The sequence below is a fragment of the Armatimonadota bacterium genome, from assembly GCA_016125185.1.
GTDB lineage: Bacteria > Armatimonadota > Fimbriimonadia > Fimbriimonadales > Fimbriimonadaceae > Fimbriimonas.
On sequence record WGMG01000009.1, the window covers coordinates 55,583 to 69,611 of the forward strand.

13 protein-coding genes are annotated in these 14,029 nt (G+C 57.8%); 6 read left to right on the plus strand and 7 right to left on the minus strand.

The genetic code is table 11. The features are described from left to right. Positions 1-232: 232 nt before the first annotated feature. The 3 genes from GC165_19525 to GC165_19535 all read right to left on the minus strand — a co-directional run bounded on the left by GC165_19525 (position 233) and on the right by GC165_19535 (position 2,777). A complete protein-coding gene (locus tag GC165_19525; protein ID MBI1335059.1) occupies positions 233-901 on the minus strand; it encodes a hypothetical protein in 669 nt (222 codons plus the stop codon). A 52-nt stretch (positions 902-953) separates the two neighbouring features. Beyond that, on the minus strand, positions 954-1,625 hold the full coding sequence (locus GC165_19530; GenBank protein MBI1335060.1) for a hypothetical protein: 672 nt from the start codon (positions 1,623-1,625) through the stop codon (positions 954-956). A gap of 147 nt (positions 1,626-1,772) precedes the next feature. Continuing rightward, positions 1,773-2,777, minus strand: coding sequence for an aldo/keto reductase (locus GC165_19535; GenBank protein ID MBI1335061.1), 1,005 nt, complete (start codon positions 2,775-2,777; stop codon positions 1,773-1,775). 169 nt (positions 2,778-2,946) lie between these two features. On the opposite strand from GC165_19535, the gene GC165_19540 reads away from it, so the two are divergent. The 4 genes from GC165_19540 to GC165_19555 all read left to right on the plus strand — a co-directional run bounded on the left by GC165_19540 (position 2,947) and on the right by GC165_19555 (position 7,269). Next, a complete protein-coding gene (locus tag GC165_19540) occupies positions 2,947-5,136 on the plus strand; it encodes a hypothetical protein (protein ID MBI1335062.1) in 2,190 nt (729 codons plus the stop codon). 28 nt (positions 5,137-5,164) lie between these two features. Then, positions 5,165-5,815 (plus strand): hypothetical protein, encoded by a 651-nt coding sequence (locus GC165_19545; GenBank protein MBI1335063.1) that lies wholly within the window; start codon positions 5,165-5,167, stop codon positions 5,813-5,815. A 24-nt stretch (positions 5,816-5,839) separates the two neighbouring features. Continuing rightward, positions 5,840-6,292: a hypothetical protein gene (locus GC165_19550; protein ID MBI1335064.1), complete on the plus strand. Its 453-nt coding sequence runs from the start codon at positions 5,840-5,842 to the stop codon at positions 6,290-6,292. Between the two features lie 71 nt (positions 6,293-6,363). Next, entirely contained in the window at positions 6,364-7,269 is a 906-nt protein-coding gene (locus GC165_19555; protein MBI1335065.1) for a hypothetical protein, read from the plus strand. Here GC165_19555 and GC165_19560 read toward each other — a convergent pair whose 3' ends face one another. The 4 genes from GC165_19560 to GC165_19575 all read right to left on the minus strand — a co-directional run bounded on the left by GC165_19560 (position 7,270) and on the right by GC165_19575 (position 11,450). After that, the gene (locus GC165_19560) at positions 7,270-7,974 is read right to left on the minus strand and encodes a GDSL family lipase (protein ID MBI1335066.1); all 705 of its coding nucleotides are present in this window, start codon (positions 7,972-7,974) and stop codon (positions 7,270-7,272) included. Positions 7,975-8,136: 162 nt separating this feature from the next. Next, positions 8,137-8,535 (minus strand): DUF559 domain-containing protein, encoded by a 399-nt coding sequence (locus GC165_19565; GenBank protein ID MBI1335067.1) that lies wholly within the window; start codon positions 8,533-8,535, stop codon positions 8,137-8,139. A 47-nt stretch (positions 8,536-8,582) separates the two neighbouring features. Then, the gene (gene sdhA, locus GC165_19570; GenBank protein ID MBI1335068.1) at positions 8,583-10,493 is read right to left on the minus strand and encodes a succinate dehydrogenase flavoprotein subunit; all 1,911 of its coding nucleotides are present in this window, start codon (positions 10,491-10,493) and stop codon (positions 8,583-8,585) included. 84 nt (positions 10,494-10,577) lie between these two features. Then, positions 10,578-11,450: a hypothetical protein gene (locus GC165_19575; GenBank protein ID MBI1335069.1), complete on the minus strand. Its 873-nt coding sequence runs from the start codon at positions 11,448-11,450 to the stop codon at positions 10,578-10,580. Positions 11,451-11,613: 163 nt separating this feature from the next. Between GC165_19575 and GC165_19580 the strand changes: the two genes are divergently transcribed. Then, a complete protein-coding gene (locus tag GC165_19580) occupies positions 11,614-12,603 on the plus strand; it encodes a hypothetical protein (GenBank protein ID MBI1335070.1) in 990 nt (329 codons plus the stop codon). Between the two features lie 244 nt (positions 12,604-12,847). Next, a complete protein-coding gene (locus GC165_19585) occupies positions 12,848-13,972 on the plus strand; it encodes an aminotransferase class V-fold PLP-dependent enzyme (GenBank protein ID MBI1335071.1) in 1,125 nt (374 codons plus the stop codon). The last annotated feature ends 57 nt before the right edge of the window (positions 13,973-14,029 follow it).

Genomic DNA, 14,029 nt, shown 5'->3' on the forward strand with positions numbered 1-14,029 from the left:
AGGTAGGATTTGATTCTTTACTCATTTGAACGATCTCTACTTCCTAAGAAGGAGATCAAGACGAGTTGGATTTCAATGTTTTTCGAAATTCAACCGTCAAATCTGACTGTTCTTCTTCTTTATTCCGCTTTCAAAGATCGTTGCGTCCTTAGCTGGGCGCAGGGAATATTGTTCCTCATTTGAACTCTGAGTGTCAACCCTAAAGTTAAAATTTGTGGAAAAAGTCGAATCTTTAGTTCAAATCGAGGCGTCTTGAATCTTTTGCGGGTGTCTTTTCTGGGCCCATTTTGTAAGCGGCCAGAAGTGTCTCGACGTTCCATCCCTCGTGCTTGAGTCCGTAGTAGAGCTGGTCCAAGAGCTCATCCCATGCCCGCGCGCCCTTCGTCGGATTGCTGTAACACGGCACTTGCATGGCTTCCAGCTTGTCGCGGTCGCGCAAGGTCAACAGGTACTGCCCCGCCATAATCGGACCACCATTCAGTGAGGATGGCCCGCCCTTGTTCTGGTTGAATTGGCCCATCAAGCCGGGAAACTCGTGTAAACCGATAGTGGCAAACATCGGCGCAAAATCGATGTCGCCGATCTCAAATTCCCCGGGAAGCGCCTTGATCGCTCCCTTCTTTTCCCGCAGAACTACCCAAAGGAGATGCGCTTCGCGAATTTTTGGTTCATCGATCTTGATGATCAAGGTTCGTCCGTGTCCGTTGTCATGTTCCTCGATTGCAAGCGGCACAGACGACGGAAGATAACGGTCCAAGAAGGCGGCAAATGATTCCCGGGGCAACGTCGCGCCCTGCAACTGAGGCTCGGGGACGAGTTCGGCAAACGACTTCCAATCATGAGCATGCACCGCCTCGCGAATCCTCGCTAGACGCGTCGATGGAATTTCCCTCTTCTTCATGGACAAGACGACAAGGCAGACCACCAGGATCACCCCGAGCCAAAGCCAAAGGCTACGAGCCAGATTTCTCTGCCTTTGCACGAACTTCCTCCAAGAGCTTGCGGTTATCCGCAATGTATTCGTCCCACGTCTTGGCTGGGCTATAAAGATGGTACGGCGTGATCCCCATCTGCATCAGCCGATCTTTCTGATCCTCCACGAACCTTAGCACCGACGATGTCACATCCGATCGCATCGGCGGATACTCCGCGTAAGCCACGCGGTAGAACGTCACATAGAACGACAGCACCACCTGCTTGCCTTGAAAGATGCCGAATCGACGTCCCTCGACCGGCATTTGGAACCAGGCGACGTCGTCCGTATAGTCCAACTGAAGAAAATTGAATCGCCGCCTGCCCCAAGTCGGCTGATACGCCACTTCCTCGTTGGGGATCGGCACCATGGAAGACTCCCACTTGCGCGACACCAAATCGAACTCCCGCCGATCCAAAACCGGCTCGACATAGGTGCGAAGGAACTGGGCTAGCGCCGGCTTCGACGGCGAGCGAGGGTAGTTCTTGTAGGTTAGGTTCTCGACCAGTCGATCCCAGTCCCGATGCTTGAAGGCGTCCTTCGCCACCTCATACTGGCTTCGCGTCGCCTGCTGCTCGTACCCAAACCCGCATGTGGCCGAGATCAGCAGCACGCCGATGGAAAGAAACACCCATTTCCATCGACCTTTCATATGGTCATTGTAACGTTGATTTCAGGCATCAGTTCCCAGGCTTCAGGATTCAGCGAGAATTTAAAGCTGAAGCCTGAAACCCATGCCCTTGCCCTAGCGAAGCGAGCCCTAAGGCGAAGCCGTCGCCCAAGCGCAAAGCGCGTGCCCTCATCCATTCACAAACGACATCGCAAACTCTTCGTACCGAGCGCCCGACGGCGGCTCAATCGAATTCAAGTCCGCCAAGTCTGCTGCCGACAGCACCAGCGAGTCCGCCGCCGCGTTCTCTTCTAGATAAGGAATCCGCTTCGTGCCCGGAATCGTTACCACGTGGTCGCCCTGCGCCAACACCCACGCCAACGCTACTTGACCAAGCGTGGCGTCGTGCCGCGCCGCGACTTCCTTCACCTTCTCCACAATCGCCATGTTGGCAGCAAAGGCCTCGCCGGCGAAGCGGGGATTGCGACGTCGCCAATCGTCCGGGGCAAAGTCGTCCACCGACTGATACTTGCCCGTTAGGAACCCGCGTCCAAGCGGCGAATATGCCACGAAGGTAATCCCAAGCTCGCCCGTCACCGGAATCACGTCCGACACATAGTCGCGTGTCCACAAGGAAAGCTCGCTCTGCACAGCCGCAATCGGATGCACGGCATGCGCCTTTCGAATCGTCTCCGCCGATGCCTCGCTGAGGCCGATATTGAGAATCTTCCCTTCCTTCACTAGCTCCGCCAGCGCGCCAACCGACTCTTCGATCGGCACCATCGGGTCCACCCGGTGCTGATAGTAAAGATCGACGTGATCGACGCCCAAGCGACTCAGGCTGTTGTCGATGCACTTCCGAATGTATTCCGGCGTCCCATCAACGATCCACGGGGCGTTTGCCGCCACCTGGTTTTGGTGGGAGGTCAGCGTTCGGTCGAACACGTTGGCGAACTTTGTCGCCAAGAAAATCTGATCGCGAACCTGACTGACCCGATGCGACAAAAGCTTTTCGTTCTCGCCCGCGCCGTACAGGTCGGCGGTATCCCAGTGATTTACGCCCAATTCCAATGCCCGGTCGAGGACCTTCAGGTTGTCGTCCAACTCGCCGCCAGGCCCGTAGGCCCAGCTCATCCCCATGCATCCCAAGCCGATGCGGCCAAACGACTGCGAACCAATCACATGTTGCTTCATGGACTACTTCTACTCCGTCATTCATCCCATAGTCGCCGCCATTTGGATTCCTTAATCGACGCTCCTTTGTTCGCCCCGATAGGACCATCCTGGACACACTGTGAACCGGACGCTTTTGCTGAAGCCTCAATCCTGAATCCTGACGCCTATTTGAGCTATCCTCTTATCCGTGCGCGTCCAACGCATCCTGTTCTCCCTGGCGACCTTTGTAGGGTCGGCGTTGCTCTTTCTCGTGCAACCCATGGCGGCCAAGATGCTCCTCCCGATTTTCGGCGGGTCGCCCGCCGTCTGGACCTCCGCAATGCTCTTCTTCCAGGTCGCGCTCCTGGCCGGATACGCGTACGCGCACTATTCCAATCGGCACCTCGGTCCCAAGCACCAGCGCTACCTGCACCTCGTCCTGCTCATCCTGGCCGGATTAACCCTGCCTGTCAGCCGTCACAGCCCCGTCTTCAAAGCGTTCGAAGAGAAGGCCATCGGCTCGGCCCAACCCGCTCCCCTGGTCTTCGCCCTCTTGCTTCTTTCCGTCGGGGCCGGATACTTCGTGGTCTCCAGCGGCGCACCTGTCCTCCAACGTTGGTTCGCCACCACCGACGATCCAAACGCCAAGGACCCGTACTTCATGTACGCCCTCAGCAACGCGGGCTCGATGATCGGCCTCTTTGCCTACCCTTTCTACTTCGAACCGCGATTTGGCCTCACAGACCAAGCCAAAATTTGGCGTGACGGCTTCGTCGTGCTCGTCGCGCTCTTCGCCATCAGCGCGTTCTTCGTCAAGCATCGCAAGCCCGAGGATCCCGTCGTCGAATCTGAAGCCGAACCCGAGCGCCCGGTCACCTGGGAACAGCGCCGTCGCTGGGTTTTCTACGCGGCCATCCCGTCTTCCCTGCTCCTCGGCGCAACCTCCTACATCTCCAGCAACATCGCACCCGTTCCGCTCATCTGGGTCGTGCCGCTGGCCACCTACCTGCTGACGTTCATCCTCGCCTTCGCCTCAAAGCCACTCCTGAACGCCCGGCTCATCGCCCGGTTTCTCCCCATTCTGGTCGTTCCGCTCGCGTTTACCCAATGCATCGAGGCCACCGAGCCGCTGGTGCTCCTCGCCTCGTTCCACGTCATCGTCCTGCTTGCGACCGGCTGGATGTGCCACTCCCTGCTTGCCGAACAGCGTCCCTCTGCCCACCACCTTACCGAGTTCTATCTTTGGCTCTCTGTAGGCGGCGCGCTGGGCGGGCTATTCAATTCTCTGATCGCCCCCCACATCTTCGTCACCTACGCCGAATACCCGCTGGCGATCGTCCTTGCATGTCTGATTCGTCCCCAGACCAAGCAGTACACCCAAGACTGGGCTTGGCTGGCCTCCATCGCCGGAATTACTCTGGTGGCCATGCTCACCTTCCGCGGGCTGTTGCCACCCGGCCAGCTTCGCGCTGGACTCGCCATTGGCATTCCCCTTGTCGCCGTCTTCGCCGCCATGGACCGCGTCAAGGTCTTCGCGGCTGGGCTCGGACTCGTGTTCTTCTTCGTCAACGTCTTTGAGATCGCCGCGCCGGGGCGCATCCTCGCCACCAAGCGCTCCTTCTTTGGCGTTCATCGCGTGCTTCAAAACAAGGATTACCTCTCGCTCGTCCACGGTAATACCACGCACGGAAGACAATCGACTCATCCCGACCTTCGGGACATGCCGCTGACCTACTATCATCCCACCGGTCCGATTGGCCAAATCTTTACCCAATCTCCGTTTATCCAGGGTGTACACCACATCGGCTTGGTGGGACTCGGCGTCGGATCACTCGCCGCTTACGGTCGCCCAGACGAGGAGATGACCTACTTCGAAATCGATCCCGAAGTACTCTATCTCGCCCGAGATTCTGGCTTTTTCACCTTCCTCAAAGACTCCAAGGCGCGAATGAAGTACGTCCTTGGAGATGCACGCTTGACCCTCTCGCAGGAACCGGATCAGTCCTACGACTTCCTCGTCCTCGACGCCTTCAGTAGCGATGCGATTCCTACGCACCTGCTCACGCAGGAGGCCTTCGAGATGTACAACCGCAAGGTTGCCCCGGGCGGCATGATCGCCCTGCACATCTCCAACCGCTACCTCGACCTCGCTCCGGTGGTCGCCCTCACCGCCCGCAAGGCGCACCTGTGGGCCTATGAGCAAGTCGATGCGCCAAGCCCAGAAGAGGCCAAACAAGGCAAAACGCAATCCCACTGGGTCATCTTAGTCCGCGACCCTGGCGACCGCGATCGTCTGTGGAAGCCGATGTACTGGAACGACATCGACATCGGTCCCGAGGTCAAGCCGTGGACCGACGAATACGTTAACGTGCTCGGCGCCTATAACCCCGAGCAATAGGCCCACATTTTGTGTTATTACATAGAGTGTGAAAAGGCGCGGCAACTGGATTTTCGGGGGTATCTTGGCGGGTCTGGTTTTGGCCGCCATCGCCCTCTTCTTTCCCAGCCGCCGCCAAATCCGAGAAGACGAACTCCGCCAAGAGTTCTCCCGGATGTCGACGATTGAGATGGCCACCGACCAAGATTTTGCTCAACTGCAAAGCGCCGCTTCGTTCACAATTCCCGCCAGCAAAGACAAACGCGGTGATCTGTACCTGTTCGTTCCCTCGCTCAACACGAACATTTCTCTCCTCAGCCACCCCGCAAGCAATCCGTTTGTGAGCCACAACTTCACCCACGTCGATATTCACGTCATTCCCGTCGAAATGAAGGAGTCGCCAGTTTCCAATCTCGCGGTAAAGCTCGCGCTTCGGCACAATGGCTCGGGAGCCAGCATGATTCTGGACCAAGCCGTTTCCCGCCAAACGGCGGCCCTACCCAAGCTCCTCGACGCCTGGAACGCATTGCCGCCCGACGAGCAGGCGAGCCTCACCACGGCGGTGAAAAAGAATCAGGAATTGCAGGCGAAGATGGGAGCGACCGAGGCGATCGTTCGCTATCGAAACATCTCGCTCAAATCCAAAATGTGGAGTAGTCTCCTCAACCCGTTCCTGACCCTCGACCGCTTCTACAACTAGCTTGGCGGGTAACCTAGACTTTGCGTGGAGCCTATTCGGCGAATCCTTTCCAATCGGCGAGTTTTCATCACCCTGGTCATCTTCCAGGTCGTGGGCGTCTTCGCGCTCACCTCTGTTTCGGTCTTCCCAAAAACCAAAATCGGCGTGCAGTGCCCGACTGCGGCTGTGCAAGTCATCCGTGACACCGTCGTCGAGCGTACAAACTCCGGTCAACTCGAAACCGAAACCATTCTTCGCGCGCCCCGCCCCGGCGACAAAGACTTTAAGCAATGCTGCTGCGCCGAGAAGCGTGCCGGTAAGGAGCAATTGGCCAAAGAATCTGGCTCCGAAGGTCAGCGTCTGACATTGATCGCCACCGCATCTCCAACGATCTCCTTCAGTCCTCGTCTCATCATCGGTCATAAGCCGATTCGGTTGCCGTCTAATCTCGATGGCCGCCGCCCCGAACCCCAAGTTCCACCCCCAAACGTCATCTGAAACCTATCATCGCTCCCTAACCCCGAGGCCACAGAATGGTGTCGGGTTGATGCCCGTTTTCAGATGAATTCATGAACAAACAAATCACAAGATTGTCTCTCGTCGCTTCGGCGGCCCTTGCCACCGCTTCCGCCAGTGCCTGTTCGGTCTGCATTGCCCACGCAATCGGCGCGGGGCTCCAAGCCATCGGTGCTCAAGTTCTCGAAAAGAACCACATGATCGTTGGAATCTCCTACGAGAGTTTTTCCAAGTCGCAAGACGGCAAAACGCCGGGCACGACCGAAAAGCACAATCAGACCCAGATGTCCATCGATCTGCTCAAAGGTCTGAACGACCAGGTCATGCTCCGCGCCAGTATTCCCTACGTCTACAAACGCCTCTCGGCAACGGGCGAAAGCCCAATCGACACCCAGGGCCTTGGCGACATAACCCTTGGCGCGACCTACCAGATCAAGCCAAAAACTAATCAAAAGGTCCTCCTGGGGACCACCCTCGACCTGAAGCTCCCCACCGGTAAGAACAATCTCACCGACATCAACGGCGACCGCATGGACGAGCACACCCAACTCGGCACCGGCTCGACCGACGTGTCTCTTGGACTTCTCGCCACGATGGAAGGTGGAGAGTCGAACCTTTGGTTCGCCGGCCTCACCAGCCGCTGGAACGGGCGAAATGGCACCGGCTATCACTACGGCAACACCGTGTTCTACAACGTCGGCATGTCGCACACCCTTAGCGCCGACTCCAGTGTGGTATTGGAGTTCAACGGACGCATGGCCGCCCGCGACCGCATGGAAGATGGAACCCTCGACGGCGATAGCGGCGGTCACTTTGGTTACCTTTCGGTGAGCTACCGCCGAGCGCTTGGCCAAAACACCGGCCTCATCGCCTCTTACCAAATCCCGGTCGTCCGTCAGCTCAACGGCTCGCAAACCGAGACCGGTTTGCTGACCATCGGCGTCTTCACCAAAGTCTGATTACTTGCCCAAAAGCCGATCCAAGGTCGGCTTCAAAGCCTTCGCCCAGATGGCGTATCCATCGGCATTTGGGTGAAGGTAGTCGGGCATAATGGTGGGGTGCAGGACGCCGTACTCATCGAGAAACTTCGCGCCGATATCCAAATAGATCGCATGCTTTTGCCGCGCAATCGGCTCTAACAGAAGGTTGGTCGCATCGACCTTGCGTCGTTGCCAGTTGTCGGGATTTGGACTGCGTGGGAATATCGCATGAAGAACGATCTTGGCCTGACGCTGATGCACTCGAAGCCAATCGAGGATCGCCGAAACGCCTTCCGCAATCTGCTCCGGCGAGTTGCTTCCGATGTTGTTGGTGCCGATCATCACGACCACGACCTTGGGCTGAACGCCGTCCATCTCGCCGTTATCCAATCGCCACAACACGTGCTGGGTGCGGTCGCCGCTGAACCCGAGGTTAACCGGATGGTATTTGCCGAAGAACTTGTCCCAGCTATCCTTGCCTCGGTTGTTGAAGCTCTCACCCGTTTGCGGGTCACCGCCAAAGGCGTGGGTGATCGAATCGCCGATGAAAACGAGATCGCTATTCCCTTGCTTCACTCTGGCGATGACCGCATCGTGTCGCTTCCGCCACCAATCGTCCGGGCGAGGAACGGGCACAATGGCGTCATTGGCGAGTCGAGCGGTCAGCAATGCGGCGACGAGCATAGATGCGTTTTACCCCTTCTGCCACTTCTTCCAGAAATATCAAGGCTCGGATAGAAGGACCAAATTCGGCTCGCGCCTCCCCTCTCCCATTTCTTGAAATGGGAGAGGGGCCGGGGGTGAGGGCTAGAGCATTCCTAATTCCAAAACACTAGGAGTGAGGGTTCAAAACCGAAAGCGCCCAGAACGCTCTTCGCACAAACGAATCAACTCCTCAATGTGATTCTTATACGGCGTGCCAGGTTCAAGCTCAAAGAACTCGATATTAGGAATGCGAAATGTCGCGATGCCTAACTTCTCAAGATACTGGTCACGAATGAAATCCCGAGCCGCGTCATGCTGTTCGCCATCCATTTCTAAGCAAACCTTAGCTTCCGCGCAGTAGAAATCAAGCCGATAGGGACCAATCGGCACTTCCCGTTTGAATTTGAATCCGATCCGACCACCGCGGACAATTTCCCAAACGATATCCTCTGCTACTGATGGCGATTTTCGGGCGACCCGAGCCCGGGCCACCTGTGCTTTTGTTCGCTTCGGCCTCGCTCGTCCTGCCATCGCCCTCATCCCCTAACCCCTTCTCCCATTTTTCCAAAATAGGAGAAGGGGGAAAACTACTTAGACGCCGACGCGAAGCCTTCGAGGAAGTTTTCGCCCATGAGCTTCTTCACGATGCCGATCTGGTTCACTGCGTACTTACGGGCCCGAGGAGCAAGGAAGCGACAGTCGATGGGCTCGTACGTGAACTTGGTTCCCGTCGGTGTCCAAGTCGCCATCGAGGTTTTCAGCCAATCCGAGTCGTTGCGCTCCGGCGTATCCATCTTAAAGTGCGCGCCGCGGCTCTCGTCGCGCTGAATCGCGCCATCCACAATCGCCTTCGACTGCTCAATCATGTTAATGACTGCGCGAGAGAACGGCACCGCCTGGTTGGTCCAACCGCTGTCGTCCACCAGGTTGCATTGTCGGGCTCGCTGGGCGAGCGAGTCGAGATTGGCCCGAGCCGCCTCCAGGTCCTTCTGCACGCGCCAAATGCCGCAGTTGTTCCACATCGTCTCCGCCAGTTCGGCATGAAGTCGATAGGGGTTCTCGTTGCCATTGTTCTTGCGCAGACCGTCGTACTGGTCCTGCTTCTCCTTGCGCGCGTCCTCAAGGACTGAGCTATTCAAGCCGTCCGCCGACACATCGCCTTTCGCAAAGTAAGCCAAGATGCCTTCGGACGCGATCTCACCACCGACCAGGCAGGAGAGGAGCGCGTTCGCGCCCAGGCGATTCGCGCCGTGGTACTGGAAGTCGCATTCGCCGGCAGCGTACAGCCCCGGAATATTGGTCATCTGGTTGCGCGGGCTATCCACATCCCATGTGCCGTCGCCATTGGTTTCGTAATCCACCCATAGGCCGCCCATCGTGTAGTGGACCGCCGGGTAAATTCGCATCGGATTCTCGATTGGGTCCTCACGCATGAACTTCTCGTAGATTTCGAGAACTCCTTCCAGCTTGTCGTTGATCTGGTCGCGAGTGTAAGGCCCACCCCGCTCCGTATTAAGCTGAGTGATGTCCAGATAAGCCTGCTGGCGACCCTGAACACCCTTGCCCATTCGGCAAACGCAGTAGATGATAAAGCTGACGATGTCGCGGCTGAGCAGATTGCCGTACTTAGGGTCCAACTCTTCGCACACATACCATCGGTCGGCTTCAGGAATGTCGGTCGCGCGTCGCTTGTCTACCGGGTCGCGCGGAACCCAAACGCGTCCACCTTCGCCACGTACCGACTCCGAAATCAGGCGGCACTTGTCTTCGCCGGGAATCGCCGTCGGGTGAATCTGGACCATCTCCGGATTACCGTAGATTGCGCCCTGCTGGTAGCAAATCGAAACCGCCGCACCGGTGTTGATGATCGAATTGGTCGATCGGCCAAAGATCAGACCGTTGCCGCCCGTCGCCATCACGACCGCGTCGGCCGCAAACGCCTCGATCTCCATGCTCCGCAGGTTCTGAGCGGTAATGCCGCGGCATCGACCCTCTGAGTCCTTCACGATGCCGAGGAACTCGTACCCCTCGTACTTCTCGACCTGGTTGATCGTCTCCCAGCGGCGAACCTGCTCGTCCAACGCATACAGAAGCTGTTGCCCGGTAGTCGCACCGGCGTAAGCCGTTCGGTGCTTCAGCGTTCCGCCAAATCGGCGGAACGACAGCAGACCCTCGTGGGTTCGATTGAACGGAACACCCATGCGGTCCAGCAGGTAGATGATCGCCGGAGCCCGCTCGGCCATGCGCATAACCGGAGGCTGGTGGTTCAGAAAGTCGCCACCGGTGATGGTGTCTTCAAAATGGAGATAAGGGGAGTCGCCTTCGCCGCGAAGGTTCACCGCGCCGTTGATGCCGCCCTGGGCGCATACCGAGTGAGATCGCTTGACGGGCACGATGCTAAAAATCTTGACCTTGTGCCCCGCCTCGGCCAACTTCATCGAGGCCATCAGTCCGGCTAATCCGCCGCCAACTACGACAACGGTACGTTGTGCTGCCATTTCAGTCCTTTATTCTACGCAGTTTGGCACGACGAAAGCTGGGGCCAGACCCCCTGTCGGCAATAGTTTCCACAGTCCTCGTGTCTACTGCGGACGGATGCTCGCGCTCGTCACCCATACGGGCCCCTTCAGGATTGCCTTGTCGCTTCCCTTCGTCCAGTCGCCGATGTGCAGTTCGCTGGTCCAAACCTTCACCGATCCCAGCGGAGACAGTTCGCGCGTCGTGCAGTACGCATACGCCGGACGCATCGGCCAAAAATCGAACCCGTTCGCCGTGTCAAAGATCGTCTTCGGCTCCTTCCCACGCTCGAACAGCATCACCCCATTCACGTCGCCGGTCGTCGAATCATGGTCGCCAATGAACACCCACAGCTTCGATCCCGAATCCGTGGTTCGTGCCCGCAACGCCATCCAGTCGCAGTTTGCCGCCTTGCCGTTCGACCAATACTCAAAGGGCGCAAGGCACGTTAGCTTCAGCCGATGCTCGGGACTGCTGGGGTTGGGCAGGTCGGTCGCAATCGCCTCGGAAAGAACGATGTCGTCCTTCGAAGGCGGCTCTTGAAATGGCATGAGCGCAACCGTCGTCGGGTCGATCGTCATCACGCCCTTCGAGCGGTCATAGTCTTCGACAATCTCGGGCACGCCCGGCTCCGCCATCTTCCAACGCGACTCCACAAAGCCAAGGTTAATCGCTTTCCGCACCAGGGTCGGCTTCCACGGCGACAGTTTGCTGGTGTAGAGCCCAGAATCCGTAAACCATGCCAGCCGATCCGTTCCCACCCATTGCACAAAGTTGGGCGTTTCTGGGGTTCGAAGGAGCTTTCGGTCACTGCCATCCAGGTTCGAAACGTAAAGCTCGAACCGGCTCTTTTCCTTCCCCGGCTTGTATAGGCGGGCGATGAAAGCCAGCGTCGGCTGGGCAGCGGCAAGAACGAAGGAAGCTGTCGCGAGAACCATAACGTATCCAACAGTCTACGACGTCCAGGCGTTGCACTCAGTTTTGTCGTAGGCCCTCCCCTGCCCCGTTTTCGACCCGAAAAGATAAGATTTTCACGCATCGAAAAATCTCTTCCCCAACGGCGAAACAAAGGCTTTTCGGAGTGGCTAAACTGGGAGCGATATGGACCAAGTTCGGTTTGGACTCATCGGCGTTGGTGGGTTCGCAAGGTATCGAGTAGGCAATCTACTCAAGGTCAAAGGTGCCACGGTAACGGCGATGGCCGATACGAGCGCGGACAACATCGCGCGCATGAAGGAGACGCACCCCGCCACCGCAGGAGCAAAGGAGTTCGCCGACTATCATGACCTTCTCGCCCAAGACGATGTGGACGCGGTCATGATCATGACCCCTCACACCCAGCACGTCACCCAGATTCTGGATTCGCTGGCCGCGGGCAAGCACACGTGCGTCGAGAAGCCGATGGTCACCACCGTCGACGACGCCCACAAAGTCATCGCCGCTCGCGACAAGGCCGGAAAAGTCGGCATGGTCAGCTATCAGCGGCACTTCGAGCCGGTCTATCGCAAGATCAAGTCGATGATCGAAAGCGGTGAGGCGGGCGACATCCAGTTTATCGCGGGCCTGAGTTGCCAGGAATGGAAGGTCGGCACCAAGGGCACTTGGCGGCAGGATCCGGGCCTCAGCGGCGGCGGACAATTGAACGACACCGGTTCGCACTTCGTTGATGTCATCCTCTGGTCAACCGGCCTCGAAGCCGAAACCGTCAGCGCCATCGGCGACAACCGAGGCACGCTCGTCGATATCGACTCGGCCCTCGCCATCCGGTTCAAGGGCGGCGCCGTCGGCACCATCTCGGTCGTAGGCGACTCGACCAACTGGCACGAGGACATGACGGTCATGGGCACCAAGCTCGGCTTCTTCGTCCGCGCGGGCAAGCTGACCGTCCGCAACCTGGCCAAAGACCAGATTGTGTACGAATCGATGTCTGGCGGCACCACCCCCGACCAGCACTTCTTCGACTGCATCACCAAAGGCATCCCTTGCGAGTCCCCGTTCGAATGTGGTCTCGAAGTCATCCGCCTCACCGAAGCAGCCTGGAAGTCCATGGAGAAGGGCGGCGCACCGGTCAAAGTCGCCGACCTGGGTTAAGTCCAAAGCTATATCCTTCCCAAAGATTGGGAAGGTGGCACGTCAGTGACGAAAGGGATGGTTCCGTCTTAGAGGAATCATCCCTTTTTTCAGTGGAAGCAGGCACGGGTACGATCTCGCGCCTCTACAGAGGCCGAGGAGCGAAGCGGAATCGGGGCGACCCCCGACATTATTGCGGCAATCTAGCCTGACCTATTTAATCATTACAGACCGGCTCAACACAAAAACCGAAACCTTTACAAAAATGTCACAATGGACCAGTACAGCCATGCAGGTCCCTTTTTATGATATTCAGGCGCAGTACACCGATCTCGCGTCTGAAATCGACCAAGTTGTCCACGATGTAATCTCTTCCGGAAACTACGTCCTCGGCAACCACAACCGAGCGTTCGAAGAGGAATTCGCTCGCCTGCACCAGGTCAATCACGCCATCGCCGTCCATAGCGGCACCGATGCCCTCCGAATCATGATGGATGCGGCCGAGATCGGCCCCGGCGACGAGGTCATCACCACCGCCTTCACCTTCGTGGCCAGCGTCGAAACCATCGTCCAAACCGGCGCGACGCCGGTGTTCGTGGACATCGATCCCGCCACCTTCATGATGGACCCGGCCAAGATCGAGGCCGCCATCACTCCTAAGACCAAGGCGATCCTCCCCATTCACCTCTTCGGCCAACTCTACGACGTCGTCCGCATTGGCGAGATCGCTCAAAAGCACGGGCTCGTGGTCCTCGAAGACGCCGCCCAAGCCATCGAAAGCACCTTCGACGGCAAGCCGGCCGGTCACTTCGGAATCTCCGCCGGATTCAGCTTTTACGTCACCAAGAACCTCGGCGCCGCCGGCGACGGGGGCATGATCACCACCAACGACGACGAAACCAACGAGCGATGCCGCTCGATCCGTGTACACGGCATGGGCCGTGAGCGCTACTACTACGACCACCTCGGCTACACGGCTCGCCTCGACGAGATTCAGGCTGCCGTCCTGCGCGTCAAGATGACCAAGCTCGGCGATTGGGGCAAGCGAAAGGTCGCCATCGGCCAGCGATACCTCAACGAACTCAACGGCATCGACGGTTTAGTCCTCCCCGTCACCAGCCCCGGCAACAACCACACCTTCCACCAGTTCACGGTGCGGGCCAAACGCCGCGACGCCCTCCAAGCGCACCTCAAAGACCTCGGCGTCCCGTCGATGATCTACTATCCGGTGCCGATCCACCACCATAAGCCGTATCTGAAGTTTGCCCCGTCGAGTCCGCTCTCAGTGACCGAAGAAGTCTCGAACGAAGTCCTCAGTCTGCCGATCCATCCGCACCTGTCGGATGAGCAGGTCAGCCACGTGATCGACTCCGTTCAGAAATTTTTCTAAATTTCTCGATTGGCTTTGAACTTCCCGTCCTAGTGGCGCGTAATTAGGCTATCTGAA